This window comes from Escherichia sp. MOD1-EC5990 (assembly GCF_002965285.1).
GTDB lineage: Bacteria > Pseudomonadota > Gammaproteobacteria > Enterobacterales > Enterobacteriaceae > Escherichia > Escherichia coli_F.
Genome location: NZ_PTRV01000011.1, coordinates 65366 through 91358 on the forward strand (window position 1 = coordinate 65366; position 25993 = coordinate 91358).

Annotated in this window: 26 protein-coding genes; 5 read left to right on the forward strand and 21 right to left on the reverse strand. The window is 52.7% G+C overall.

Annotated features, from left to right (window positions below; all coding sequences use genetic code 11):
* Positions 1-75 precede the first annotated feature (75 nt).
* A complete protein-coding gene (gene narP, locus BEB42_RS14650) occupies positions 76-723 on the forward strand; it encodes a nitrate/nitrite response regulator protein NarP (protein ID WP_001113637.1) in 648 nt (215 codons plus the stop codon).
* Between the two features lie 212 nt (positions 724-935).
* Here narP and ccmH read toward each other — a convergent pair whose 3' ends face one another.
* From ccmH to napF, 15 genes are read right to left on the reverse strand one after another with little or no spacing between them, the layout of a single operon-like run.
* Positions 936-1988 (reverse strand): cytochrome c-type biogenesis thiol:disulfide oxidoreductase CcmH, encoded by a 1053-nt coding sequence (gene ccmH / locus BEB42_RS14655; RefSeq protein WP_001211575.1) that lies wholly within the window; start codon positions 1986-1988, stop codon positions 936-938.
* The gene (gene dsbE, locus BEB42_RS14660) at positions 1985-2542 is read right to left on the reverse strand and encodes a thiol:disulfide interchange protein DsbE (RefSeq protein ID WP_105267431.1); all 558 of its coding nucleotides are present in this window, start codon (positions 2540-2542) and stop codon (positions 1985-1987) included. The genes ccmH and dsbE overlap by 4 nt, the downstream gene beginning before the upstream one ends.
* The gene (ccmF, locus tag BEB42_RS14665; protein ID WP_000982455.1) at positions 2539-4482 is read right to left on the reverse strand and encodes a cytochrome c-type biogenesis heme lyase CcmF; all 1944 of its coding nucleotides are present in this window, start codon (positions 4480-4482) and stop codon (positions 2539-2541) included. Before ccmF ends, dsbE begins: the two co-directional genes overlap by 4 nt.
* Positions 4479-4958, reverse strand: a complete 480-nt coding sequence (gene ccmE / locus BEB42_RS14670; protein ID WP_001026418.1) for a cytochrome c maturation protein CcmE — start codon at positions 4956-4958, stop codon at positions 4479-4481. Before ccmE ends, ccmF begins: the two co-directional genes overlap by 4 nt.
* The gene (gene ccmD / locus BEB42_RS14675) at positions 4955-5164 is read right to left on the reverse strand and encodes a heme exporter protein CcmD (RefSeq protein WP_000186540.1); all 210 of its coding nucleotides are present in this window, start codon (positions 5162-5164) and stop codon (positions 4955-4957) included. The genes ccmE and ccmD overlap by 4 nt, the downstream gene beginning before the upstream one ends.
* Positions 5161-5898 carry a heme exporter protein CcmC gene (ccmC, locus tag BEB42_RS14680; RefSeq protein WP_001295447.1) on the reverse strand — a complete coding sequence of 246 codons (738 nt, stop codon included), beginning with the start codon at positions 5896-5898 and terminating at the stop codon, positions 5161-5163. The genes ccmD and ccmC overlap by 4 nt, the downstream gene beginning before the upstream one ends.
* Positions 5899-5939: 41 nt before the next feature.
* Positions 5940-6602 carry a heme exporter protein CcmB gene (ccmB, locus tag BEB42_RS14685; protein WP_000971730.1) on the reverse strand — a complete coding sequence of 221 codons (663 nt, stop codon included), beginning with the start codon at positions 6600-6602 and terminating at the stop codon, positions 5940-5942.
* Positions 6599-7222: a cytochrome c biogenesis heme-transporting ATPase CcmA gene (gene ccmA, locus BEB42_RS14690; protein WP_000525589.1), complete on the reverse strand. Its 624-nt coding sequence runs from the start codon at positions 7220-7222 to the stop codon at positions 6599-6601. The genes ccmB and ccmA overlap by 4 nt, the downstream gene beginning before the upstream one ends.
* Before the next feature lie 12 nt (positions 7223-7234).
* On the reverse strand, positions 7235-7837 hold the full coding sequence (napC, locus tag BEB42_RS14695) for a cytochrome c-type protein NapC (protein ID WP_000528376.1): 603 nt from the start codon (positions 7835-7837) through the stop codon (positions 7235-7237).
* Positions 7838-7846: 9 nt separating this feature from the next.
* Complete coding sequence (gene napB, locus BEB42_RS14700; protein WP_000835174.1) at positions 7847-8296, reverse strand: nitrate reductase cytochrome c-type subunit; 450 nt, start codon at positions 8294-8296, stop codon at positions 7847-7849.
* Complete coding sequence (napH, locus tag BEB42_RS14705; RefSeq protein WP_000013515.1) at positions 8293-9156, reverse strand: quinol dehydrogenase ferredoxin subunit NapH; 864 nt, start codon at positions 9154-9156, stop codon at positions 8293-8295. Before napH ends, napB begins: the two co-directional genes overlap by 4 nt.
* Positions 9143-9838 carry a ferredoxin-type protein NapG gene (gene napG / locus BEB42_RS14710; RefSeq protein ID WP_000091291.1) on the reverse strand — a complete coding sequence of 232 codons (696 nt, stop codon included), beginning with the start codon at positions 9836-9838 and terminating at the stop codon, positions 9143-9145. Before napG ends, napH begins: the two co-directional genes overlap by 14 nt.
* Positions 9839-9844: 6 nt before the next feature.
* Positions 9845-12331: a periplasmic nitrate reductase subunit alpha gene (gene napA / locus BEB42_RS14715; protein ID WP_000778067.1), complete on the reverse strand. Its 2487-nt coding sequence runs from the start codon at positions 12329-12331 to the stop codon at positions 9845-9847.
* A complete protein-coding gene (gene napD, locus BEB42_RS14720; protein ID WP_000557378.1) occupies positions 12328-12591 on the reverse strand; it encodes a chaperone NapD in 264 nt (87 codons plus the stop codon). Before napD ends, napA begins: the two co-directional genes overlap by 4 nt.
* The gene (gene napF, locus BEB42_RS14725; RefSeq protein WP_000686723.1) at positions 12581-13075 is read right to left on the reverse strand and encodes a ferredoxin-type protein NapF; all 495 of its coding nucleotides are present in this window, start codon (positions 13073-13075) and stop codon (positions 12581-12583) included. The genes napD and napF overlap by 11 nt, the downstream gene beginning before the upstream one ends.
* Positions 13076-13183: 108 nt before the next feature.
* Between napF and BEB42_RS27035 the strand changes: the two genes are divergently transcribed.
* Positions 13184-13348, forward strand: a complete 165-nt coding sequence (locus BEB42_RS27035; protein WP_032269211.1) for a hypothetical protein — start codon at positions 13184-13186, stop codon at positions 13346-13348.
* A gap of 133 nt (positions 13349-13481) precedes the next feature.
* Positions 13482-13970, forward strand: a complete 489-nt coding sequence (gene eco / locus BEB42_RS14735; protein ID WP_000849211.1) for a serine protease inhibitor ecotin — start codon at positions 13482-13484, stop codon at positions 13968-13970.
* Between the two features lie 149 nt (positions 13971-14119).
* Here eco and mqo read toward each other — a convergent pair whose 3' ends face one another.
* The 6 genes from mqo to ompC all read right to left on the reverse strand — a co-directional run bounded on the left by mqo (position 14120) and on the right by ompC (position 21758).
* Positions 14120-15766 carry a malate dehydrogenase (quinone) gene (gene mqo / locus BEB42_RS14740; RefSeq protein ID WP_000758096.1) on the reverse strand — a complete coding sequence of 549 codons (1647 nt, stop codon included), beginning with the start codon at positions 15764-15766 and terminating at the stop codon, positions 14120-14122.
* Between the two features lie 217 nt (positions 15767-15983).
* Positions 15984-17627, reverse strand: coding sequence for a microcin J25 efflux ABC transporter YojI (yojI, locus tag BEB42_RS14745; protein ID WP_074496889.1), 1644 nt, complete (start codon positions 17625-17627; stop codon positions 15984-15986).
* Positions 17628-17702: 75 nt separating this feature from the next.
* Complete coding sequence (gene alkB / locus BEB42_RS14750; protein ID WP_000884932.1) at positions 17703-18353, reverse strand: DNA oxidative demethylase AlkB; 651 nt, start codon at positions 18351-18353, stop codon at positions 17703-17705.
* Positions 18353-19417, reverse strand: a complete 1065-nt coding sequence (gene ada, locus BEB42_RS14755) for a bifunctional DNA-binding transcriptional regulator/O6-methylguanine-DNA methyltransferase Ada (RefSeq protein WP_105267432.1) — start codon at positions 19415-19417, stop codon at positions 18353-18355. The genes alkB and ada overlap by 1 nt, the downstream gene beginning before the upstream one ends.
* Before the next feature lie 73 nt (positions 19418-19490).
* A complete protein-coding gene (gene apbE / locus BEB42_RS14760; protein ID WP_000406046.1) occupies positions 19491-20546 on the reverse strand; it encodes an FAD:protein FMN transferase ApbE in 1056 nt (351 codons plus the stop codon).
* 111 nt (positions 20547-20657) lie between these two features.
* Positions 20658-21758: a porin OmpC gene (ompC, locus tag BEB42_RS14765; RefSeq protein ID WP_000865605.1), complete on the reverse strand. Its 1101-nt coding sequence runs from the start codon at positions 21756-21758 to the stop codon at positions 20658-20660.
* A gap of 738 nt (positions 21759-22496) precedes the next feature.
* Here ompC and rcsD point away from each other — a divergent pair.
* Both rcsD and rcsB read left to right on the forward strand, forming a co-directional pair.
* Positions 22497-25169: a phosphotransferase RcsD gene (gene rcsD, locus BEB42_RS14780; RefSeq protein ID WP_001249100.1), complete on the forward strand. Its 2673-nt coding sequence runs from the start codon at positions 22497-22499 to the stop codon at positions 25167-25169.
* 16 nt (positions 25170-25185) lie between these two features.
* The gene (gene rcsB / locus BEB42_RS14785; RefSeq protein WP_001061917.1) at positions 25186-25836 is read left to right on the forward strand and encodes a response regulator transcription factor RcsB; all 651 of its coding nucleotides are present in this window, start codon (positions 25186-25188) and stop codon (positions 25834-25836) included.
* Positions 25837-25993: the final 157 nt, after the last annotated feature.

Consider the following 25993-nt stretch of genomic DNA (forward strand, 5'->3'; position numbering starts at 1 on the left):
ACATTCACGCGCCTGGTAGCGTTACCAACGCTACGCTCAAACATAATGATTCTAATAAAACCTCAGGAGACTACTATGCCTGAAGCAACGCCTTTTCAGGTGATGATTGTGGATGATCATCCACTTATGCGACGCGGTGTTCGTCAGTTACTGGAACTTGATCCTGGCTTTGAAGTGGTCGCCGAAGCGGGCGACGGCGCAAGTGCTATCGATCTGGCGAATAGACTGGATATCGACGTGATCTTGCTGGATCTCAATATGAAAGGTATGAGTGGCCTGGATACCCTCAATGCCTTGCGCAGGGATGGCGTTACCGCGCAAATTATTATCCTGACCGTATCAGATGCCTCCAGCGATGTCTTTGCGCTGATAGACGCAGGCGCAGACGGTTATCTGTTGAAAGACAGCGACCCGGAAGTGTTGCTGGAAGCGATTCGTGCCGGAGCGAAAGGCAGCAAAGTCTTTAGCGAACGCGTCAATCAGTACTTACGTGAACGTGAAATGTTTGGCGCGGAAGAAGATCCCTTCAGCGTGCTGACGGAGCGCGAGCTGGATGTTCTGCACGAGCTGGCACAAGGGCTGTCAAATAAACAGATTGCCTCTGTGTTGAATATTTCCGAGCAGACAGTAAAAGTACACATTCGCAATCTGCTGCGTAAACTCAATGTCCGCTCACGCGTGGCGGCCACCATTCTGTTCCTGCAACAACGTGGGGCACAATAAAAAAATAGCCCGATGGATTTACCCTCGGGCTGATATTGATGACAAACGCAAAACTGCCTGATGCGCTACGCTTATCAGGCCTACGCGGATCGAGCAATGTATTGAGTTCGCACGATTTTGTAGGCTGAATAAGGCGTTTACGCCGCATCTGGCATAAACAAAGCGCACTTTGCCATCAGTCTGGCCCAATGGCATCACCATCGGGCTTGTTCTTATTTACTCTCCTGTGGTGATAAGTGTTGCATCGCCTGCGCGATACTACGTTCAATCACCGCACGGCGAGTATCGTTGGCAGGTAAGAGTTTCAACATCATCTCCCACGCGGCAACGGCTTCGCCAAATCGCTGCTGCTCAAAGGCATTAAACGCATACATGCTTAACACACGGATATTGCTATGGTCCGTTCTCACCAACTGGCGTAGCAGTTCGCCGCCGAGGCGGTTGTCGTTGGGATCAGATGAACGAGTCAACGCTTCAGCGTATCCGAGTGCGGCATCACTGTTCTTCGGATCGAGGCGATACGCAGTGGCGTATGCATCGGTGGCGATACTGGCGTTACCCAGCGCCATGCCAACGCGTCCCAACATAATCCAGCCTTCTATATCTCCCGGATTTTTTTGCAGTTGAGTACGCATCCCCAGCGCAAGGCGGGACATCTCTTCTTCGTTGAGCGGATCGGCTTTCGGATCCAGCGCCCTGTCCAATAACGCCGGCGCCTGTGCCGTGGCCTGCTGCCAGATTTTCACCTGCTGATAATTGCCGGTCTGGTAGTAGCTGACGCCAGCCACAATTAACGCCACCACAATACCCGGCAGATAAACAACATATCCGGCACGCTTACCTTCCGGCACGCTTTGTTCAGGAAACGCTTCCGGCACCACGCGTACCCGACGCCGCGAACGGGCGTAAATGACCCAACCGCCAATGCCAATAGCCACTACCGGAAGCACCCACAGCAGCACGGTCAGCGGCGTTAACGGCGGGTCGTAAGTGACGAAGTTGCCATAGCGCGCCACCATATAATCGACAATCTCTTTCTTGCTTTTACCTTCCTGCATCAGTTCGTACACTTTCTGGCGCAGGTCGGTGGCAATCATCGAGTTGGAATCAGCAATGCTGTTATTCTGGCATTTCGGGCAGCGCAGTTCTTCAGTAAGCTGACGAAACTGTTGTTCCTGTGCTTCATCTTTAAACTGCAACACGTCGATGGTCGCCAGCGCTGAGCCGGAGATCATCAGCATCAGCACGCCCAATAAAAACCTCATTGTGCGGCCTCCTTACTGTATTTCTCCCACAGCGGCTTGATCTCTTCTTGCCAGACGCGGGGATTGAGATCACCCGCATGGCGATAGCGAATGATGCCGTTGCCGTCGATGAGGAACGTTTCTGGTGCACCATAGACACCGAGATCCAGCCCTAACATGCCGTCGCCATCAAACAGGCTTAGTGCGTAAGGATTGCCCAGCTCTTTCAGCCAGCTGATTGCCTTCTGGCGATCGTCTTTATAGTTCATGCCGACCACTCGGATGCCCTGCGCAGAAAGCTGATTCAGATATTGATGTTCCGCACGGCAGGTCGGACACCAGGTCGCCCAGACGTTAAGCAGCACTGGTTTGCCCTGAGTCAGCACATCCGCCTGATAAAACTGCCCCGGGTTGTCCAGTGATTCGAGGAGAAACTTCGGCACCGGCTTGCCAATGAGCGCCGATTCCAGATTGGTCGGATCATCCCCTTCGGCATTACGCGCCAGCTGCCACAGCAGCGCCGCGGCAATCGCCAGGAAGATAATCAAAGGAATTAACAATACTTTGCGCTTCATACAGCCTCCGGCGCAGTTTTCTGCGGGTTCACGCGCTTACGATAGCGAGGATCAAACAGGCACAGCAGCCCGCCCAACGCCATCATCAGCCCGCCCGCCCAAATCCAGCGAACAAACGGTTTGTAGTAAAGACGCACAGCCCACGCGCCGTTTTCCAGCTCTTCACCGAGCGCGGCGTACAGGTCACGCGTGATGCCGCCGTCAATCGCCGCTTCGGTCATCATCGACCCTGCAGTGTTGTAATAACGTTTTTCCGCATACAGCACCGTTTCCGGCTTGCCATCGCGCGTTACGCCGATAGTCGCCACACCGCCGCGCCAGTTCGGGCCAGTCACCTCTTTGACATCACGGAAGGTGAAGCGATATTCATGAATATCGACGCTATCGCCGGACTTCATGCGCACATCACGCTCAACGCTATAGTTCTGGCTAAAGGCAATACCAACAATTGTTACTGCCAGCCCCAGGTGAGCCGCCACCATGCCCCAATAACTAAAGGTGGTTTTCGTGCCGCGTGAAATACGCTGCGCAGCTTCCGCAATTGCCAGCACCGCAATCCAGCAGGCCATTGCCAGGCCGAGCACCGTCATCGCCACAACTTTGCTTTCGAACAGCCACGGCAACAGCAGAGACAGCACCAGCGTAGAGATGAAGGCGATAATCAATAAATTGCGGATTTTACGTGGGCGATCGCGCCCCCAGCGCACCAGAGGACCGACACCCAGCAGTAGCGCAAACGGCACCATCAGCCAGGTAAACATGGTGTTGAAGAACGGTTCGCCAATCGAAATGCTGCCCAGTCCCAGTTGCTTGTGCACCAGCGGCAGCAGCGTCCCCAGCAATACCACCAGCATTGCGGCGACCAGCAAAACGTTGTTCGCTAACAGCAGAGATTCCCGCGACCACAGCGCATTGTTTACGCGTGAGCGAACTTTGTGTCCACGCGCGGCAAACAGCAGCAGCGAACCGCCAATCACCAGCACCATAAAAGCGAGGATAAACATACCGCGCGCCGGATCAGACGCAAACGCGTGTACCGATACCAGCACGCCGGAACGCACGAGGAAAGTCCCCAACAGACACAACGAGAAGGCACTGATTGCCAGCAGTAATGTCCACGCTTTGAAGCTGGCGCGTTGTTCAGTGACCGCCAGTGAGTGCATCAGCGCAGTCCCCACCAGCCACGGCATAAACGAGGCGTTTTCTACCGGATCCCAGAACCACCAGCCGCCCCAGCCGAGTTCGTAATAGGCCCATGCGGAACCGAGCACAATGCCGAGCGTCAGGAAGATCCACGCCGCCAGCGTCCACGGACGGGTAAAGCGTGCGTAAGTGCTGTCCAGACGCCCACTCAGCAAAGAAGCAATGGCAAAAGCAAACGCCACCGAGAAACCGACGTACCCCATATAGAGCAGAGGCGGATGGAAGATCAGCCCTGGATCCTGCAACAGCGGGTTAAGATCGCGCCCTTCAATCGGGAAGTTCGGCAACGTGCGTGAGAACGGGTTAGAGGTAAAGAGAATGAACAACAAAAAGCCGACACTGACCATCCCCATTATCGCCAGTACACGGGCCACAATATCTAGCGGAATACGCTGACTAAAAATCGCCACCGCAAAGGTCCAGCCGCTCATCAGCAGCACCCACAGCAGTAGCGAGCCTTCATGCGCACCCCAGGTTGCCGCTACGCGATACCACACCGGAAGCTGGGTATTGGAGTTGCTGGCAACATAGGTGACAGTAAAGTCATTCACCACGAAAGCATTGACCAGCACCAGAAATGCGCCAGCCACAGACATAAATAGCAGCCAGGCAAACAAGCGCGAAGAAGCCATCATGCGCGCATCCCCGCGCGCCACGCCCCATAGCGGATACACGGACAGCAACAGCGCAATTCCTAGCGCCAGGCATAGCAGTCCGTTACCAATTTCTGGCATCATGATGCTGGGTCCTTATAAACACTCGCCGGGCGACGGTGATTAGCTTCCATCGCTTTCTCGACTTCTGGCGGCGTGTAGTTTTCATCGTGTTTCGCCAGCACTTCTTTCGCGAGGATATGATTGCCTTTTTCCAGTTCACCCTGCACCACAACGCCCTGCCCTTCACGGAACAGATCCGGCAAAATGCCTTCGTAAGAGACATCCACTGAGCCTTCAGCGTCGTAAATGGTGAACGTTACTTTCAGCGAATTGGGATCGCGCTGTACGCTACCCGGCATTACCATCCCGCCAACGCGCAGACGCTGACCGACTTCCGGCATCTGTTGAGTTTCACGCTTGCCGTAGAGAATTTCCCCCGGCGTATAAAAAAGATCGATATTCGAGCGCAGCGCATACAACACCAGGCCGATAGTCAGCGCCAGCCCCGCCAGCACGGCACAGGCAATCCACAAGCGGTTTTTACGGCGAATATTCATGCAGCCTCCTGCTGTTGCGCAGCACGTAAACGCGCCTCACGCGCCCGCTGTTGCGCCACGCCACGCAGAATTGCGCGATGCTGCATCACCGAGTGCACGACCAAAACCACCAGCGGAATAACGGTCATCACCACCGCCAGCCAGACAAAAAAGGCGTAACCGCCCATTGCGAAAAATTCATTCCAGGAAGCAAATGCAGGGGTCATTTACGGCCTCTTTTCAGTATCAGTTCACTCACCCACGGACGGCGTTTTTCCATCAGCAAAATTAAATTACGCATCCGCATCAGCGTCAGCGTGGCAGACAGCAGCAGGAAGCCAAAAATCGACCAGCGCAGCGGCGAACGCATCGCCGGATCGATACTTTGCTGCATCCGCGTTGATCCCTGATGCAGGGTGTTCCACCACTCCACGGAGTAATGAATAATCGGCAGGTTCACCACGCCAATCAGCACCAGAATACCTGCCGCACGGCCTGCCAGACGGCGGTCGTCGAAGGCGTGCCACAGGGCAATCACACCCACATACAAAAACAGCAGCACCAGTTCAGAAGTCAGGCGTGCATCCCATACCCACCAGGTGCCCCACATCGGTTTTCCCCATGCAGAGCCGGTAACCAGGGCAATAAAGGTAAATACGGCACCAATGGGGGCCATCGCCGCCACCGCCAGGTTGGCCATTTTCATCTGCCAGACAAGGCCAATAAACGCCGCCACCGCCATTGATGCATAAATGCCCATAGACCAGATCGCCGCAGGCACATGCAGGTAGATAATGCGATAGCTATTTCCCTGCTGATAATCAGCCGGAGCAAAGCCGAATCCCCAGATCCAGCCGACGGTAAGCACGACCACACTGGCAATTGCCAGCCACGGTATAAACCAGCCACAGATTTGATACAGCCGTGGTGGGATCGCCAGTTGATGCAGTGTTTTCCACATAGTTTCGATACCAGACTCGAACAAAAATCAGTAATCCAGCGTTATTGAATGCTGATTCGTAACGCTGCCGCCGTCGCAAAAGGACTTAATGTCGCGGTGCCTGCCAGCAACGCGCCTAAAATTGCCAGATACCCGTCAACGGGCAAATGCATCGAAGCCGCGTCCATCGCGGCGGTGGCAAAGATGAGCAATGGGATAGTCAGCGGTAACACCAGTATGCTGAGCAGCACACCACCGCGTTTAAGTCCCACTGTCAGCGCCACGCCCGGTGCACCGAGAAAACCAAGCGTTGGGGTTCCCAGCAGCAGCGTCAGCGCCATCACTTGCCAGCCATAAACATCCATTCCCAGTAGCATTGCTACCAGAGGCGAAAGGATGAGCAACGGCAGACCTGTTACCATCCAGTGCGCCATCACCTTCGCCAGCACAACGGCGGGCAAGGGTAACGGCAACAACATCAATTGTTCAAGACTGCCGTCCTGCAAATCGTCACGGAACAGTCGTTCCAGTGCCAGCAAGGATGAAAGCAGCGCTGCAACCCAGATAATGCCAGGGGCAATACGCGCGAGCAGTTGCGGCTCCGGACCGATACTGAGCGGAAAAAGGGTAATAACAATCAGGAAGAACCACAGCGGGTTGGCGATTTCGGCGCTATGGCGAAACGCCACGCGCAGTTCAAGACGGAAAATACGCCAGAACATTATTCGGCCCTCGTTTTCGTCAGTGAAATGCGGCGGATTTTACTTTCAGTAACGTTGAGCGGCTGGTGGGTAGTCAGAATCACAATCCCCCCCTGCTCCGTATGCTGCGCCATACGCTGGGTCAGACGATCGACGCCGTTAACGTCAATCGCGGTAAAAGGCTCGTCGAGTATCCATAACGTGGCACGGGTCAGCCACAGACGCGCTAAAGCGACGCGGCGTTGTTGCCCGGCAGAAAGTTGATTTACAGGAATATCTTCGAATCCGGCAAGCCCGGCCTGCGCCAGGGCTTCCAGACATTGTGCGGTATCGCCATCGCGATGATAAAAGTGCAGATTTTCTAACGCCGTCAGCCGGGTTTTGATCCCCGGCTGATGGCCTATCCATAACAGGTTTTGATGGTAGCTGTCGCGTACCTGATGCAAGGGCTGCCCTTGCCAGAGAACCTCGCCTGCGTCAGGGCGAGACAACCCCGTCAGCAAACGGAGAAGCGTTGTCTTCCCCGCGCCGTTGCTACCGGTGATTTGTACCCACTCGCCTGCGTTCAGCGTAAATGACAAGCCACTAAATAAGGTTCGTTCATCCCGCTCGCAAAGTAACTCTCTGGCTTCAAGCATACCCACGCAATAACCCTGTTAAAAACCTGGCTCGACTTCGCGCATATCGGGCAGCTTGTGCGCTATCCCTTTATGGCAATCAATACAGGTTTGCCCATCTTTCACCGCCTGGTCGTGCATCTTAGCGGCAACTGATTTCTGGGCGGTTGTATCCATATACTCGAAGTTGTGACAGTTACGACACTCCTGCGAGTTATTGTCCTTCATGCGCCGCCACTCATTCTGTGCCATCGTCAGGCGATGAGCTTCAAATTTCTGCGGCGTGTCAATAACGCCAAAAATTTTACCATACAGCTCTTTACTTGCTTTGAGCTTGCGTATCATCTTCGGCACAAACTCGTGCGGAACGTGACAATCCGGACAGGTCGCACGGACGCCGCTACGGTTGTTGTAGTGCACGGAATCCATGTATTCCTGATACACCGTGTTACGCATTTCGTGGCAGCTAATGCAGAACTCTTCGGTATTGGCTTTTTCCATCCCGGTGTTAAAGCCGCCCCAGAAAACGATGCCGCCGACAAAACCGATCAACAGCAGCGTCCCTAGCGCCAGACGGCTGGGGGTACGCCACCATTTCCACAGGCGCTTAATCAGACCAGGCTTACGGTCAGAATTTCCCATAATAACCTCTTATTTCCCGTAACCTTTTGACGGGGTAAAGGTATTCCCCACGATTGGCGCGGTATCAGCCTGCGGCACGTGGCATTGCAGACAGAAGTAACGACGTGGAGCCACTTCTGCGCCCACTTTGCCGTCGCTGTCCATAAAGTGAGTAGGACTGATGCGCGGCGCGCCAGTGGTGCGATAGCTTTCGACACCGTGGCATTGCAAGCAACGGTTGGTATTGGTCGTTACCTGATAACCTTCAACGCTATGCGGGATCATTGGCGGCTGATTCACATAGTTCAGCGGCATCCGATCCTGCTCTTTTGGCATCCGAATGGCCCCTTCCTGCGTCCCGGATACTTCCGGCGACTGGCTAAAATCGACGCCATTAGCCGCCCAAACCGCGCCGCTTACCACCAGGGCCAGCATCGCCGTCCATTGACACAGCGCTTTCTTCAGGTCATGGCTTTTCATGATTTCGCTCCCGAACTCCATCGTGTAGTTATTGTAAATACATCCTCAGAACAGACATCCACGCAGCGACCGCACGTCATGCAATCGCGGCTGGTGACCTGCACCGGGCTTTGTTCATCCAGCACCGGGGCACGTAGCACATGCGGTTCCGGGCAAACATGAAAACAATCCATACAGCGGTTACATTTCTGCCGATCGGTGGCCGCAACGGTAATCACACCTTTACTACCCAGCACGCCATACAGTGCACCAACCGGACAAATGTGCCCGCACCAGCCGTGTTCAACGACCAGTAGATCAAATAAAAACAGCGCGAGAATAAGCAGCGCGCCGCTGCCGAATCCCATTACCAGGCTGCGCCCCATCAGGGAAACGGGGTTGATCCATTCCCAGATGAGCGTGCCGGTTAAGGCCGAACCCACCAGAATGACCACCAACAGCACGTAGCGGATGTGGCGTGGGATCGTCGCAGACTGATTGAGGTCAAAACGCCTGCGTAACCAGTTTGCTAAATCGGTAATCGGGTTCAGCGGGCAGACCCAGCTGCAAAATAATCGCTTTCCTGCCAGGGCGTAGAGCACGGTGATAATCACCGCACCGGTCAGCGCCACCGTGGCAGGCAGATGACCGCTGGCAAGACTTTGCAACGTCATCAGCGGATCGGTCAGTGGAACGGTGTCGAATAACAAGCTACTGCTGTAGTTGCCGTGCAAGATCCACACACCAAACCACGGGCCGCTCAAAAACATTCCCAGCACGAAGAACTGACAAAGGCGACGCAACACCAGCCAACGGTGACTGCGCCACCAGCCTTTTTTCTCCAGCGCCTCGCGCCCGGCGTCACGTTTACGATTTGCCATTGTTCCCCTCCAGCCAGCCGAAGCGGTAATGGTGACCTAACTCCCCTTTCGCCAGTGACAGCGGTAACACCTTGATTGCGGGTTGTTCCAGCACGCACACTTTTTCGCACTTACCGCAGCCGGTACAGGCGTCGCTGTGAACCGTCGGCAGAAAACGGGCGTGCTTACCGGTACGCGTGTTACGCTCCAGCTCCAGGGTGATTGCCTCATCAATTTTCGGGCATTCGCGATAGCAAACATCGCAGCGCAGCCCCTGAAAGTTGAGGCAGTTCTCCTGATCCACCAGCACCGCCAGCCCCATCCGCGCGTCGTCGATCGATTCGATCTCTCGATCCAGCGCACCGCTCGGGCACACTTTGGCGCACGGAATGTCCTCACACATTTCGCAAGGAATATCCCGCGCGACAAAGTACGGCGTACCTGCCGACAGGCCAGAGGCCAGTGTCGCCAGTTTTAAGGTGTCGTAAGGGCAAGCCTGAACACACTGACCGCAACGTACGCAGGCACTGGCAAAGGCGTTCTCGTTTATGGCTCCGGGCGGGCGCAACCGCACACCAGATGCGCGTGCGGTTTGCTGTTGTAACCCCAGCGCCACACCCACGGCAGCCAGCCCGCCAGCTGTGCGAACGACATCGCGCAGAAAGCGGCGGCGACCATTTTGAGGTTTCGCTGACCGGGACATAATGGCTTACACCTTCTCCAGTTTGACCGCACACTTCTTGAAGTCCGTCTCTTTCGAGAGCGGATCGGTCGCATCCAGCGTCAGTTTGTTAACCAGCTGTGCGGCGTCGAAGAACGGCATATACACCAGGCCCTGCGGCGGACGGTTACGACCGCGCGTTTCAACAATCGAGATGACTTCGCCACGGCGAGAAACCACTTTCACTTTGTCGCCACGACGCAGATCGCGCGCTTTCGCATCCAGCGGATGAATAAACAGGACCGCTTCCGGGAAGGCACGGTGCAGTTCCGGTACACGGCGAGTCATACTGCCGGTGTGCCAGTGCTCCAGGACACGCCCGGTAGAGAGCCACAGATCGTACTCTTCATCCGGTGCTTCCGCCGCCGGTTCGAACGGCAGTGCGAAGATCACCGCTTTGCCATCCGGTTTACCGTAGAACTTGTAGCCTTCACCCGCTTTCACGTACGGGTCGTTACCTTCGCTATAACGCCACTGCGTTTCTTTACCGTTAACCACCGGCCAGCGCAGACCGCGCGCTTTGTGGTAGTCATCGAACGGCGCGAGATCGTGACCGTGACCGCGACCAAACCATGCATACTCTTCGAACAGCCCTTTTTGCAGATAGAAGCCCAGCTCGCGGGATTCATCGTTCAACTGATCTTCTGCCAGTTCGGATACCGGGAATTTGCTCACTTCCGGGGTGGCATACAGAACCTCATACAGCGTTTTTCCACGCAGTTCCGGTTTCTTCGCCAGCAACTCTTCCGGCCACACTTCTTCAGTTTTGAAGCGGCGGGAGAACTGAACTAACTGCCAGAGATCCGATTTCGCTTCGCCCGGTGCCTGTACCTGCTGACGCCAGAATTGAGTACGGCGTTCGGCGTTACCGTAAGCACCCTCTTTTTCTACCCACATTGCGGTCGGCAGGATCAAGTCGGCTGCCAGCGCACTGACTGTCGGATACGGATCGGAAACGATGATAAAGTTGCGCGGATCGCGCCAGCCCGGCATACGCTCTTCATTAATGTTCGGCCCGGCTTGCATGTTGTTGGTACACATGGTCCAGTAAACATTCAGTTTGCCGTCTTTCAGCGCACGGTCCTGTGCCACCGCGTGCAGGCCGATTTTCGCCGGAATGGTGCCGCTCGGGATATTCCACTTCTTCTCGCAGATATCACGGTGTTTCTCGTTGGTCACCACCATGTCCGCAGGCAGACGGTGAGCAAAGGTGCCGACTTCACGCGCAGTACCACACGCGGAAGGCTGCCCGGTCAGGGAGAACGGACCGCAACCCGGCTGGGAAATTTTGCCGGTCAGCAGGTGCAGGTTGTAGACCAGGTTGTTGGCCCACACGCCACGGGTATGCTGGTTGAAGCCCATCGTCCAGTAGGAGATGACTTTCTTGTTCGGATCGGCATACAGCTGCGCCAGTTGTTCTAGCTGGTCTTTCGGCACGCCGGTCATTTCAGCGGTTTTTTCCAGCGTATACTCGGCAACGAAGGCTTTGTAATCTTCAAAGCTCATCGGTTCGGAAGCGTCAGAACCTGGATTCTTCGCTGCTTTTTCCAGCGGATGGGTCGGACGTAAACCGTAGCCGATGTCCGTCGCCCCTTTGCGCAGGTTAACGTGTTTGCTAAAGAAGTCCTGATTTATCGCGTTGTTTTGAATGATATAGTTGGCGATGTAGTTCAGGATCACTAGGTCAGACTGTGGCGTAAAGATGATGCCGTTATCCGCCAGCTCGAAGCTACGATGCTGGTAGGTAGAAAGCACCGCCACGGTGACGTTCTGGTTAGAGAGACGACGGTTGGTGATGCGCGACCAGAGAATCGGGTGCATCTCCGCCATGTTAGCGCCCCACAGCACAAACGCGTCAGCCTGTTCGATGTCGTCATAGCAGCCCATCGGCTCATCCATACCAAAGGTACGCATAAAGCCAACTACCGCCGACGCCATACAGTGACGCGCGTTCGGGTCGATGTTGTTCGAACGGAAGCCCGCTTTGAACAGCTTGGACGCGGCATAACCTTCCCAGATAGTCCACTGACCAGAACCGAACATACCGATCGATTCCGGCCCTTTTTCTTTCAGGGCAGTTTTGAATTTTTCTTCCATCACATCGAAGGCTTGATCCCAGGTGATTGGGGTGAACTCGCCTTCTTTGTCATATTTACCGTTTTTCATACGCAGAAGCGGCTGCGTCAAACGGTCTTTACCGTACATGATTTTGGGCAGGAAATAGCCCTTAATGCAGTTCAGACCACGGTTAACCGGTGCGTCCGGGTCGCCCTGACAGGCCACCACACGCCCCTGCTGCGTTCCGACCAGAACGCCACAACCAGTACCGCAGAAACGGCATGGTGCTTTATCCCATTTAATGGCTTCCTGCTGACCAACAACGGCGCGGGCAACGCCCGGCACGCTGAGACCGGCAGCCGCCGCAGCGGCCGCAACGGCGTTAGCTTTCATAAAGCTACGACGACTGAGTTTCATGGTGTTTCCTCACCTTGCTCTTCCTGCTGGTGATAAACCAGCGACACCGCCAGCACGCCCTCTACGTTGCGTACTGACTCAATGGTTTGGATCAGCGTTTCGCTGTCTTCTGCTTCCACCACCACAATCAACTGACCGCTCGGCGCGTCGCTGACAGCGACTTCACAGCCGGGAAAGGCGTTCAGTTGGGTGCTGATGTCTGAAATTCGTTCGCTTTTGGCCTGCACGACCAGGCTGCAAACTTGCCAGTTAGTGTGCATGGAGATACTCCGCAGTTATGGCTGATACCGGACAGCTGGCTGCACATGCTCCACATCCGTTGCAAAGTTGGCTATTAAGTTGCGGCTGGTAGATCCCGGAGAGCGTCGGGCGAAAGATAATTGCCATTGGCTCACAGCTATCCTGACAGCGGCGGCATTCAACTGACTGATACGCCAGGCACGCGTCCCCAATGGTGAACTGCAAATCCCAGGCCCTGGTGTGGCGCGGAGAAAATAGCGATTCGGGGCAAGCTTGCGCGCAGGCATAACAGAAGCTGCACTCGTTATTTTTGAAATTAACGCTCGGATAGCCCCCCGCGCCGCGTTGCAGAATGTTGTTTTCACAAGCATTAATACAGGCGTCACAGCGGGTGCAATGGGTCAGAAAATGAGATTCATCACCGGACCAGGGCGGACGGATACCGTTACTGGCTTTGCGCCAGCGACCAGTGAGTATGCCCCGACGGGATGCATCAATCTTCACATTGACCTTCCATCATTAATACGCTCTGAAAATTGAGAGCGACCAAATAAACCGCATAATTAATAAGCCATTTTTATAGCCGCTAAGATATTAAAGGATGTGTCAAAGATGCATACCCCGATCGAGGTAAAACCTGTAGCAGGATCAAAAGAGTGGCGGGAAGCGTGGCAAAAACGGGCTTTTGCTCACATTTCAAATGGTTATAAACACATTTATATAGCGATTAATTCACCAGAGATATTTCTACTGGTTTGTTCTCTCGTCAGAATTTAACACTAAAAGAGCAGGTAAAATTGTCTGAATGTTCTTTAAGTTATTCATAAAGCAAATTAATAAATCTGATGAATATGTTAACCTTCAGCGACATCATCGGTGAAAACCTATAAATGACGAAGGGAATACAACAATGAAGACCATTCTACCTGCAGTATTGTTTGCCGCTTTCGCTACCACTTCCGCCTGGGCGGCAGAGAGCGTCCAGCCACTGGAAAAAATCGCGCCTTATCCGCAAGCTGAAAAAGGCATGAAGCGTCAGGTGATTCAGTTAACCCCGCAAGAAGATGAATCTACCCTGAAAGTAGAACTGTTAATCGGTCAGACGCTGGAAGTCGATTGCAATTTGCATCGTCTCGGCGGGAAGCTGGAAAGCAAAACGCTGGAAGGCTGGGGCTATGATTATTACGTCTTTGATAAAGTTAGCTCGCCGGTTTCCACGATGATGGCCTGCCCGGATGGCAAGAAAGAGAAGAAATTTGTCACCGCGTATCTGGGCGATGCTGGAATGCTGCGTTACAACAGCAAGCTGCCGATCGTGGTGTATACGCCAGACAATGTAGATGTGAAATACCGCATCTGGAAGGCGGAAGAGAAAATTGACAACGCGGTAGTCCTCTAAACTGCCGTGAAGTGCTCCACCCCGTAGGTCGGATAAGGCGGTCACGCCGCATCCGACATCTAACGCCCAAGCCGGTTGACTGATGCGACGCTGGCGCGTCTTATCAGCATACGCCACATCCGGCATAACATGCCGGATGTGGCACATCATTACAACGCAATATCCGCCACTTCTTTATGAACGGGTTGCGGTTTCAACTGCGGTTTCGGCGTATTATCTGCTGCCTGCGGCTTGTCGTATTTCAGCCCCAGCACTTCGCTGGTGTACTGCAACTCGCGTTCGGTTGCCGCCACATCACCATTCAGCTTGCGTCCATAAGACGGAACAATCGCTTTCAGCGTGGCCTGCCATTGTGGGCTTGAAACGCGATCGCCAAATACTTTTTCCAGCAGATTCAACATAATCGGCGCGGCGGTTGACGCCCCTGGCGATGCCCCCAACAACGCGGCAATGGTCCCTTGCTGGTCACTGACCACTTCGGTACCCAGACGCAGTACGCCACCTTTCTCGGCATCACGCTTGATAATCTGCACGCGCTGCCCCGCTTGCCACAAACGCCAGTCCTCTTTTTTCGCCTGCGGATAGTACTCTTTCAACGCTTCAAAACGATCCTCTTCACTCAACATCACCTGACTCACCAGATATTTCACCAGATCGAAATTATCCAGCCCAACGTGCATCATCGGCATCACGTTTGAGGTGGTGGTGGAACTCATCAGATCCCACAATGAACCGTTTTTGAGGAATTTGGTTGAGAAGGTGGCAAATGGCCCAAACAGCACGACGCGTTTACCGTCCAGAACACGGGTATCGATATGCGGAACCGACATCGGTGGTGCGCCAACGGAGGCTTTACCGTAAACCTTCGCCAGATGGTGATTAACCACGTCCGGGTTTTCCGAAACAAGGAACTGTCCGCCCACCGGGAAACCGGCGTAGTCTTTCGCCTCCGGAATCCCCGATTCCTGTAACAGTTTCAGCGCCGCACCACCCGCGCCGATAAAGACAAATTTGGCGCGGATGTTCTGTGCAGTGCCGTTTTTCAGATCGGCAACGGTGACGGTCCAGCTGTTATCGTCATTACGCTTTAGGGCGCGGACTTCGCTGCTGAGTTGCAGCGAGAAGTTAGATTTCTTCTGTAAGGAGGCGATCAACTGGCGGGTGATCTCGCCATAGTTCACATCAGTGCCAATTTCTGTGCGTGTTGCTGCTACTTTCTGTTGCGGATCGCGCCCTTCCATCACTAACGGTGCCCACTCTTTGATCTGCGCGTGATCTTCAGAGTAACGCATACCGCGAAACAGCGAGCTTTGTTGCAACGCGGCGTAACGGGCGCGCAGGAAATTAACGTTATCCTCGCCCCAGACAAAGCTCATATGCGGAACGGTATTGATAAATGAACGCGGAGTACGCAGCACACCGCGCTCGACCTGGTGCGCCCAGAACTGGCGGGAAATCTGAAATGCTTCGTTAATGGCGACTGCTTTTTCAATACTGATGCTGCCATCGGCGTTTTGCGGGGTGTAATTGAGTTCCATCAGTGCAGAATGCCCGGTTCCGGCGTTGTTCCAGCCGTTCGAACTCTCCTGCGCGACACCCTCCAGGCGCTCCACCATGGTCATCGACCATTCAGGCTCCAGCTCGCGTAAATAGGTCCCCAACGTGGCGCTCATAATGCCGCCGCCAATCAACAGTACATCAGTTTCCTGCTCCTCGGACGCTTTCGCTTTTGCCGTCATCGAAACGGCATTAAGCCCCACGGCCATCGAGAAGAGCATGGCAGTCACTTTTTTCATCTTGTTAATGCCTTACTTTTAGTCGCTTTATTGCAGGTGAGATTTGCGCGGCATCAACGGTAACACTTAACTAACAACATTTAAATAATGTTTATAAATTATATTCTAATTTTAGAAACATTATAATTTCGTTGATTAATTATAGGGTTATTAGAAACGAAGGTTTTTTTAGAATATTGACCTGGCGGCAGCAGTCCGCCAGGTCAGCGTCGAAATATTATGCCGTCCGGGCAACGGCATCACGCGAAGCAGCATCGCGCTCTTCGCCTGTCAGCTCGCTAAGTAGCCCGTTGCGCATTTCCAGCAGGCGGTCAGCGTGAATAAAGTAATGATCATCATGACTGATGGCGAAAATCGTTTTACCCATCTCCTGCATCAGCGGCAGCAGCACCTGATAAAACTCACGACGGAAGTGTGGGTCCTGATCCGCCGCCCATTCATCCAACAGGATAATATCGCGTTCTTCTGCCAGCGCCAGCAACAGCGCGACGCGTTTTTTCTGCCCTTTTGATAACTTCAGGTTAACAATACGCCCGTTGCTTAACTCAAGCTTATGAGCCATTTTCAGCTGCGCCAGCCACTTCTCAACCAGTTGCGGGTTAGCAGGTTTCCCCTCCGGCCCCAGCAGTTGATCAAACAACCAGACATCGGTAAACACTGCCGAAAACAGTTTGCGATAATCTTCCGGTTTTTCGCCGCTGACAGGTTTGCCATCCAGCAAAATTTCGCCGCTTTGTGGTTGATACAAGCCCGTCAGCAACATGGCCAGTGTCGATTTTCCGCTACCGTTGCCGCCAATCAGAAACAGCAGTTCGCCACGTTTAATGGTGAGGTTAATCGGCCCAACGGAAAACGCGTTATCCTGATAAGCAAACGTAACATTGCGCAGCTCCAGCCTTTGCCAGTTGGGAAACGTCTGCGGACGCGGAAACTCAGCTTTGAAAGGTGCGAGCGCGAATTTATTCAGCTTGTTAAACGCCACCTGCGCCGTCAGCAGCGTCGGTAATGCGCCAACCGCCGAAAGCAGCGGCGTACGCAGGAATAACAGCGTCAACGAATAGGTCGCGGCAACGTTGGTATCAGCCCAACCGAGACTGTTCGCCATCCAGAACACCAGACCGATTGCGCCCAGCATCATGATGTTTGACCAGTTCACAGCACTAAGATGGAAGGTGTCTGCGCGGATAATATGATGGCGATACTCTTGCGCATCAGGAATGTAGAGGTTGTTAAACACATACTCGGCGCGTTCACGGTTCAGAGTCAGCTCTTTGCGCCCTTCGAGTACGGTTTGAAAGTCCGTGTACAGCTTATCTTCGGTTTCACGCAGGGTCGCCATATGTTTGTACACCCGCGCCACCAGTATAAAACCACCCCAGATGGTGACTGCCATCCAGATAGCCGTTACCAGCAACATTTTGCCCGATAGCATCCACAAATACGCCGCGGAACCGATAGTGAGAATGATCCCCTGCACCAGTTCCGGCAGACGCACAAAAGCAATGGTGATATTGCGCACATCGCTGGTTAACCCCGCCAACAACGAGGCGCTACCAAGTTGTTCAATGCGCTCGACGTGAGTATCGAGAATCCGCTTGATAAATTCGCTACGCAGTCGGTAAACGAAGTGATGCCCCAGAGTGGTGAGCGCCAGTTGCGAACCTAGCGTCACCGCCATTAGCAGCAGCAATAAACCGAGAAACTCCGGCAACACCAGCAGACTGGTATCCGCCGTTTCGATAAGGCGCTGATTGATAAAAGCAATTAAGCCAATGCCTAATGCCGCACTGGCGAGGCTTAGCGCCATCACACTGATAAATGGCCAGCGATACTGCCGCCAGACAAGTACAAGAAGTTCCATGCAAAAAACCCGGACAATGAATTACAGCCCGCAGTTTAAACATCTTCGCGCGTACAGCAATAATAATTCTTATTTTTATTCTTTTTTACCTGCCTGACGGAATGTCAGGTTGTAGCGGCAGTCGGCGGTGAGTGGATGAAAGCCCGCTTTCAACGGTTGAATACCGTGATAAAACAGCCGCGATTCACCGCCCCATACCACCACATCGCCATGTTCCAACAACAATCTTTTTAGCGGATCATTTCGTTTCAGGCCGCCAAATTGAAAAATCGCGGGTAAGCCCAGAGAAACAGAAACAATCGGCGCGCGCAGATCCGGTTCGTCTTTATCCTGATGCAGCGACAGTTTCGCGCCAGGAGCGTAGCGGTTGATAAGGCAAGCATCTGGCTGGAAATCTGGATAGCCCGCCGCCGTAGCCGCACGTTGACATAAATTATGAAAACTCTGCGGCATGGCGGGCCATGGTTTATTTGTTTGCGGATCAATGGGCGAATAGAGATAACCTTGCCGATTGGTCGTCCAGCCCAGATGCCCACAGTTGGTCATTGCCACCGACATGGTATATCCCCCGGGGGTGACCATCTGGCGAAACGGCGACTGGCTGGCAACGTCATTAATATCGCGGATTAGTTGCTCCGCAGCGTTAAAAGCAAAACGGTGCAAAATCACCGCACCAGCCGCCAGTGGCTCTTGCCACGGTTCAGCATCGGCAAACAGATCCAACATTACCTCTCCTCATGTTCAGATTCGCGGCGCAGCAGTTGCGCTTTGCGCGACACGCCCCAGCGGTAACCGGAAAGTGTGCCATGACCACGGACTACCCGATGACAGGGTATTACGATAGCTAGCTTGTTAGCGGCACAGGCGCTGGCAACGGCACGTACCGCTTTCGGTTTGCCGATGGCGTTTGCCAGTTGCTGATAACTGACGGTTTCACCGCAAGGTATCGTGCGCAGTGCCTGCCAGACTTGTTGCTGAAAAGCGGTGCCGCGAATATCCAGCGGTAACGTCAGCGGTGTGTCGCGGTGATTCAGACTGGTGATCACCTCGCGCACATGTTGCTGAAACGTCAGATCGGCAGGCGCGTTGTCGGCAGCGGGAAACATCTGCTGCAACTCGCTGATTAGCGTCGCGTCATCATCGCCCAGCAATATCGCGCAAATCCCCCGCTCGCTTTCTGCCACCAGGCAACGGCCCAGCTCACAATCAGCCAGCGCGTAACGCACCGCCAGATTTTCGCCACCATGACGGAATTGTTTAGCCGTCATGCCCAGCGTTTCGTCAGCTTTGCGGTAGTAACTGCTGCTGTCGGGGAATCCGGCGTTAAGAATAGACGTCGTCACGCTCTCCCCTTTCGCCAGCGATTCACGCAAACGGCGAGCGCGCCAGGCCTGTTGCCAGGCTTTAGGCGTCATTCCGGTAGTCGCTTTAAACAACCGATGCAGATGGAACGGACTCATCGCCACCTGGTCGGCTAAGGCTTCCAGCGTTACAGGAGTTTCCTGTTCCAGCAGTCGGCAGGCGTGGGTAATTTTATCAAGGCGATGTTGCCGGGGATTGGCTTTGTCTGGCTGACAACGTTTGCAGGGGCGAAATCCGGCGGCGAGTGCCTCGCTGGCATTTGCGTAGAAGGAGACATTTTCCCGCAAGGCATGTCTGGCTCGGCAAGACGGACGGCAAAAGATACCCGTGGTGCGCACGGCGAAAACGAATTCGCCGTCGGCGTTCGGGTCGCGGGCTAAGACAGATTGCCAGCGTTGATCGTCAGTTAAGCATGTGGCGTTTTTCATCATCAGCTCCCTGGTTAAGGATAGCCTTTAGTCTGCCCGGTCACCATCACGCAAAAACCAACAATCTTGCGCTTTAATTTTTTTCGCTCACCAGGAAGCTTTTAAACTGCGGCGACATCCAGGTTTTAAAGCTATCGCCTTCTTTGGTGATCATGTAAACCGCCAGCCCTTCCCGGCGAACAACCTCTTTGGCTTTCTCCGGCCCCAGTACCATTAAGCCAGTATCCCAGGCATCGGCTTCCAGCGCCGTCGGGGCAATCACCGTCACGGATACCAGATTGTGTTCGATGGGACGCCCGGTTTGCGGATCGATAACATGGGAAAGACGTTTGCCGTCCAGTTCGTAATAGTTACGGTAGCTGCCAGAGGTGCTAATGCCATGACCGTTGATATCCACCACGGCCTGAACCGCGTTTTCTTTATCAGTTGGTTTTTGAATCGCTACCCGCCACGGCTGGCCTTCACCGTTCATACCACGGCTGTTCAGCGCGCCGCCCACCGACACCAGATAGCGGGAAATCCCTTCCTGCTCCATCAAGCGTGCCAGGTGATCCGCCGCATAACCTTCACCGACGGTGGAGAGATCGACATATAAATCCGGCAGGTCTTTTTGCAGATATTGCTGATGCGACTGATTAATGACCGTCAGGTGCTGTAAGCCGGTTTTGGCTTTCATCGCATCAATTTGTTCCTGGCTCGGAATTTGAACCGGCTGTTGTTCCGGGCCAAAGCCCCACAGATTCACCAGCGGCCCGACGGTTATATCCATCGCACCATCGGTCCTTGCGCCAATGCGCAGCGAGGTGGTGACGATATCGGCCATCGCTTCACTTACCGGCCACGGCGACAAACTTTGCGAGTCGTTAAAGCGCATCAGCGCGGAATCTTTTTTATAGGTCGAAAGCAGCTGATCGTCAGCGTCCAGCTGGGTCTGAATCTTTTCTTTAAGTTCGGCACTGCGTTTGGCGTCAATGCCCGGAATGCTGGCACGCCAGAAGGTACCCATGGTTTTGCCTTCGAGAACGGTAACTTCAATAGCGTGGGTTTTGGCGGGTTGTGGTTTTTGATCGCAACCAACAAAGAAGAGCGCGGCAGCCAGCAGTGCCACGCGGGTAAAGCTTATTTCCATACGTGATTATCCTCATGCGAACGGTCGCAAGAGTACACCAAAAAACTGAGTTTGTACGCTGAAAACAATGAAAAAAGGGCCCGCAGGCCCTTTGTTCGATATCAATCGAGATTAGAACTGGTAAACCAGACCCAGAGCTACGATGTCATCGGTGTTGATGCCAGCAGCGCGAGTGAACTGGTTGTCGTCCAGCAGGTTGATTTTGTAGTCAACGTAGGTGGACATGTTTTTGTTGAAGTAGTAGGTCGCACCAACATCAACATATTTCAGCAGGTCTTCATCGTCGTAGCCACGACCCAGGTTTTTACCTTTAGACTGCAGGTAAGCCAGGGACGGACGCAGACCAAAGTCGAACTGGTACTGAGCAACAACTTCGAAGTTCTGCGCTTTGTTCGCCCAACCCCAGTTGTTAGTACCTACGCGAGTTGCGTTGTAAGTCTGGGTGTACTGAGCAGCCAGGTAGATGTTGTTAGCGTCGTATTTCAGACCACCAGTGTAGGTTTCAGCACGGTCGCCGTTACCGATGTAAGCAATGCTGTTCTGATCATCAGTACGTTTGGAGCTGGAAACTGCAGCACCGATACCGAAGCCTTCGTAATCATAAGTGATAGAACCACCGACACCGTCGCCGTTCTGACGCAGAGCGCTACGACCGTTGTTGGTCATGCCTTCGCCGCTTACGCTACCGTTTTTGCCCTGGTACTGAACAGCAAAGTTCAGACCGTCAACCAGACCGAAGAAGTCGGTGTTACGGTAGGTCGCGAAGCCGTTACCACGCTGCTGCATGAAGTTGTCAGAACCGTAGGTGTCGCCACCGAATTCTGGCAGTACGTCGGTCCAGGAAGTTACGTCGTAAACAACGCCGTAGTTACGACCGTAGTCGAAAGAACCTACATCCTGGAATTTCAGACCTGCGAATGCCACACGGGTCCAGGAGTTTTCTTTGTTGTCTTCAGAGGTATTGCCCTGGATCTGATATTCCCACTGGCCGTAACCGGTCAGCTGGTCAGTAACCTGAGTTTCGCCTTTGAAACCAAGACGTACATAGGTCTGGTCGCCGTCTTCTGACTTGTTGTCAGAGAAATAGTGCAGGCCGTCTACTTTACCGTACAGATCTAATTTGTTGCCGTCTTTGTTGTAAACTTCAGCAGCGTTTGCTGCGCCTGCTACCAGCAGAGCTGGGACCAGGAGGGACAGTACTTTAACTTTCATGTTATTAACCCTCTGTTATATGCCTTTATTTGCTTTTTTATGCCACTGCATACTGATTAACCCTCATTAATCAGTCGGCAAGTCCATTCTCCCCAAAAATGCAGAATAATCCAACACGAATATGATACTAAAACTTTTAAGATGTTTCATTTATCGCTATAGATGTTTCAGAATGTAAATACAAGGGAACTTTTTAAGATTATTGCGGAATGGCGAAATAAGCACCTAACATCAAGCAATAATAATTCAAGGTTAAAATCAATAACTTATTCTTAAGTATTTGACAGCACTGAATGTCAAAACAAAACCTTCACTCGCAACTAGAATATCTCCCGCTATCATCATTAACTTTATTTATTACCGTCATTCATTTCTGAATGTCTGTTTACCCCTATTTCAACCGGATGCCTCGCATCCGGTTTTTTTTACCCTTCTTTACACACTTTTCATTATTCTGTGCTACCACAGGAAAACTATAACGCTTGTTAACTATTTCACAAATAATTAACATCAGCATAATTTCCAGCAATCTTCGTTTATTTGCAATTAATTTCGTTAGGCTTTTTGTCGGTTATTTGTACAGCAAAATGGCGCTTGTACATCTATTTCCCCCAATGCAGGATGATAAATATCACGGGAGAATAGAGAATCATCAATCAGGTAAGAGTCTGGAATTTCACACTGTACCCTTTATACTGCCCTATCACTTCGCGAAGTTTTAACAGGTCATAAACACGAATGCGTCAGAAAGAGACAACGGCCACGACCCGCTTTTCACTCCTACCGGGGAGCATTACCCGCTTCTTTTTACTGTTGATCATTGTGTTACTGGTGACGATGGGTGTAATGGTACAAAGCGCCGTTAACGCCTGGCTGAAAGATAAAAGTTACCAGATTGTCGACATTACCCACGCTATCCAAAAGCGCGTCGATACCTGGCGTTATGTGACCTGGCAGATTTACGACAACATTGCCGCGACGACTTCCCCCTCCTCCGGCGAAGGTTTACAAGAGACGCGCCTGAAACAGGATGTCTACTATCTGGAAAAACCACGCCGCAAAACGGAAGCGTTAATCTTTGGCTCTCACGACAACTCAACGCTTGAGATGACTCAACGGATGTCCACCTATCTGGACACGTTATGGGGCGCAGAAAATATACCGTGGTCGATGTATTACCTGAATGGTCAGGATAACAGTCTGGTACTGATCTCGACCCTACCCCTCAAAGATCTCACCTCCGGATTTAAAGAATCGACCGTCAGCGACATTGTTGATTCACGTCGCGCAGAGATGTTGCAACAGGCCAACGCGCTCGATGAACGCGAAAGTTTTTCTAACCTGCGCCGCCTGGCCTGGCAGAACGGTCATTACTTTACCTTGCGTACCACGTTCAACCAGCCGGGACATCTGGCAACGGTCGTTGCTTTTGATCTGCCGATTAATGATTTGATCCCACCGGGTATGCCGCTGGACAGTTTCCGCCTTGAGCCAGACGCGACGGCAACGGGAAACAATGAAAATGAGAAAGAAGGGACGGATAGCGTCAGTATCCACTTTAACAGTACGAAGATTGAAATCTCCTCGGCACTCAACTCTACCGATATGCGCCTGGTCTGGCAGGTTCCTTATGGCACCTTATTGCTGGATACGTTGCAAAACATTCTGCTGCCACTGCTGCTGAACATCGGTTTGCTGGCGCTGGCGTTATTTGGCTATACCACATTCCGCCATTTCTCCAGCCGCAGTACAGAAAGCGTCCCCAGCACGGCGGTCAATAACGAATTGCGCATTTTACGGGCAATTAATGAAGAGATAGTCTCACTGCTGCCGCTCGGCCTGCTGGTTCACGATCAGGAATCGAACCGCACAGTCATAAGTAACAAAATTGCCGATCATTTGCTGCCGCATTTGAATCTGCAAAACATCACCACCATGGCGGAACAGCATCAGGGGATTATTCAGGCGACGATCAATAACGAGCTGTATGAGATCCGCATGTTCCGCAGCCAGGTTGCGCCGCGCACACAAATTTTCATTATTCGCGATCAGGATCGCGAAGTGCTGGTAAACAAGAAACTCAAGCAGGCGCAGCGTCTGTATGAGAAAAACCAGCAGGGGCGGATGACCTTTATGAAAAACATTGGCGATGCGCTGAAAGAACCCGCACAGTCCCTGGCGGAGAGCGCGGCTAAACTCAACGCCCCGGAAGGCAAACAACTGGCGAATCAGGCAGATGTGCTGGTGCGGCTGGTCGATGAAATACAGTTAGCGAATATGCTTGCGGACGATAGCTGGAAAAGTGAGACGGAGCTGTTCTCCGTGCAGGATTTGATTGATGAAGTTGTGCCTTCAGTATTGCCTGCCATCAAGCGTAAAGGTCTGCAACTGCTGATTAACAATCATTTGAAAGCACACGATATGCGCCGCGGCGATCGCGATGCCTTACGACGTATTTTGCTACTACTGATGCAATATGCCGTGACCTCAACGCAATTGGGAAAAATCACCCTTGAGGTTGATCAGGATGAGTCCTCCGAAGACCGCCTGACGTTCCGCATTCTGGACACCGGAGAAGGCGTAAGCATTCATGAAATGGATAATTTGCACTTCCCGTTCATCAACCAGACCCAAAACGATCGCTATGGCAAGGCGGACCCGCTGGCATTCTGGCTGAGCGATCAACTGGCACGTAAACTGGGCGGTCATTTAAACATCAAAACGCGGGATGGGCTTGGTACACGCTACTCTGTGCATATCAAAATGCTCGCAGCTGACCCGGAAGTTGAAGAGGAAGAAGAACGATTACTGGATGATGTCTGCATAATGGTGGATGTTACTTCGGCAGAAATTCGGAATATTGTCACTCGCCAGTTAGAAAATTGGGGTGCAACCTGTATCACACCCGATGAAAGATTAATTAGTCAAGATTATGATATCTTTTTAACGGATAATCCGTCTAATCTTACTGCCTCTGGCTTGCTTTTAAGCGATGATGAGTCTGGCGTACGGGAAATTGGGCCTGGTCAATTGTGCGTCAACTTCAATATGAGCAACGCTATGCAGGAAGCGGTCTTACAATTAATTGAAGTGCAACTGGCGCAGGAAGAGGTGACAGAATCGCCTCTGGGCGGAGATGAAAATGCGCAACTCCATGCCAGCGGCTATTATGCGCTCTTTGTAGACACAGTACCGGATGATGTTAAGAGGCTGTATACTGAAGCAGCAACCAGTGACTTTGCTGCGTTAGCCCAAACGGCTCATCGTCTTAAAGGCGTATTTGCCATGCTAAATCTGGTACCCGGCAAGCAGTTATGTGAAACGCTGGAACATCTGATTCGTGAGAAGGATGTTCCAGGAATAGAAAAATACATCAGCGACATTGACAGTTATGTCAAGAGCTTGCTGTAGCAAGGTAGCCTATTACATGAACAATATGAACGTAATTATTGCCGATGACCATCCGATAGTCTTGTTCGGTATTCGCAAATCACTTGAGCAAATTGAGTGGGTGAATGTTGTCGGCGAATTTGAAGACTCTACAGCACTGATCAACAACCTGCCGAAACTGGATGCGCATGTGTTGATTACCGATCTCTCCATGCCTGGCGATAAGTACGGCGATGGAATTACCTTAATCAAGTACATCAAGCGCCATTTCCCAAGCCTGTCGATCATCGTTCTGACCATGAACAACAACCCGGCGATTCTTAGTGCGGTATTGGATCTGGATATCGAAGGGATCGTGCTGAAACAAGGTGCACCGACCGATCTGCCGAAAGCTCTCGCCGCGCTGCAGAAAGGGAAGAAATTTACCCCGGAAAGCGTTTCTCGCCTGTTAGAAAAAATCAGTGCTGGCGGTTATGGTGACAAGCGTCTCTCGCCAAAAGAGAGTGAAGTTCTGCGCCTGTTTGCGGAAGGTTTCCTGGTGACCGAGATCGCTAAAAAGCTGAACCGCAGTATCAAAACCATCAGTAGCCAGAAGAAATCTGCGATGATGAAGCTGGGTGTCGAGAACGATATTGCTCTGCTGAATTATCTCTCTTCTGTGACCTTAAGTCCGGCAGATAAAGACTAATCATCTGTAGGCCAGATAAGACGCGTCAGCGTCGCATCTGGCATTTGCACTGAATGCCGGATGCGGCGTAAACGCCTTATCCGGCCTACGATTCCCATTATTTCAATGGATTACAACAAAGTAGGCCAGATAAGACGCACCAGCGTCGCATCTGGCA

Coding starts and splice junctions, on each gene's coding strand:
- narP (WP_001113637.1), top strand. CDS start 76: ATGCCTGAAGCAACGCCTTTTCAGGTGATGATTGTGGATGATCATCCA.
- ccmH (WP_001211575.1), bottom strand. CDS start 1,988: ATGAGGTTTTTATTGGGCGTGCTGATGCTGATGATCTCCGGCTCAGCG.
- dsbE (WP_105267431.1), bottom strand. CDS start 2,542: ATGAAGCGCAAAGTATTGTTAATTCCTTTGATTATCTTCCTGGCGATT.
- ccmF (WP_000982455.1), bottom strand. CDS start 4,482: ATGATGCCAGAAATTGGTAACGGACTGCTATGCCTGGCGCTAGGAATT.
- ccmE (WP_001026418.1), bottom strand. CDS start 4,958: ATGAATATTCGCCGTAAAAACCGCTTGTGGATTGCCTGTGCCGTGCTG.
- ccmD (WP_000186540.1), bottom strand. CDS start 5,164: ATGACCCCTGCATTTGCTTCCTGGAATGAATTTTTCGCAATGGGCGGT.
- ccmC (WP_001295447.1), bottom strand. CDS start 5,898: ATGTGGAAAACACTGCATCAACTGGCGATCCCACCACGGCTGTATCAA.
- napC (WP_000528376.1), bottom strand. CDS start 7,837: ATGGGAAATTCTGACCGTAAGCCTGGTCTGATTAAGCGCCTGTGGAAA.
- napB (WP_000835174.1), bottom strand. CDS start 8,296: ATGAAAAGCCATGACCTGAAGAAAGCGCTGTGTCAATGGACGGCGATG.
- napH (WP_000013515.1), bottom strand. CDS start 9,156: ATGGCAAATCGTAAACGTGACGCCGGGCGCGAGGCGCTGGAGAAAAAA.
- napG (WP_000091291.1), bottom strand. CDS start 9,838: ATGTCCCGGTCAGCGAAACCTCAAAATGGTCGCCGCCGCTTTCTGCGC.
- napA (WP_000778067.1), bottom strand. CDS start 12,331: ATGAAACTCAGTCGTCGTAGCTTTATGAAAGCTAACGCCGTTGCGGCC.
- napD (WP_000557378.1), bottom strand. CDS start 12,591: ATGCACACTAACTGGCAAGTTTGCAGCCTGGTCGTGCAGGCCAAAAGC.
- BEB42_RS27035 (WP_032269211.1), top strand. CDS start 13,184: ATGCATACCCCGATCGAGGTAAAACCTGTAGCAGGATCAAAAGAGTGG.
- eco (WP_000849211.1), top strand. CDS start 13,482: ATGAAGACCATTCTACCTGCAGTATTGTTTGCCGCTTTCGCTACCACT.
- mqo (WP_000758096.1), bottom strand. CDS start 15,766: ATGAAAAAAGTGACTGCCATGCTCTTCTCGATGGCCGTGGGGCTTAAT.
- yojI (WP_074496889.1), bottom strand. CDS start 17,627: ATGGAACTTCTTGTACTTGTCTGGCGGCAGTATCGCTGGCCATTTATC.
- alkB (WP_000884932.1), bottom strand. CDS start 18,353: ATGTTGGATCTGTTTGCCGATGCTGAACCGTGGCAAGAGCCACTGGCG.
- ada (WP_105267432.1), bottom strand. CDS start 19,417: ATGAAAAACGCCACATGCTTAACTGACGATCAACGCTGGCAATCTGTC.
- apbE (WP_000406046.1), bottom strand. CDS start 20,546: ATGGAAATAAGCTTTACCCGCGTGGCACTGCTGGCTGCCGCGCTCTTC.
- ompC (WP_000865605.1), bottom strand. CDS start 21,758: ATGAAAGTTAAAGTACTGTCCCTCCTGGTCCCAGCTCTGCTGGTAGCA.
- rcsD (WP_001249100.1), top strand. CDS start 22,497: ATGCGTCAGAAAGAGACAACGGCCACGACCCGCTTTTCACTCCTACCG.
- rcsB (WP_001061917.1), top strand. CDS start 25,186: ATGAACAATATGAACGTAATTATTGCCGATGACCATCCGATAGTCTTG.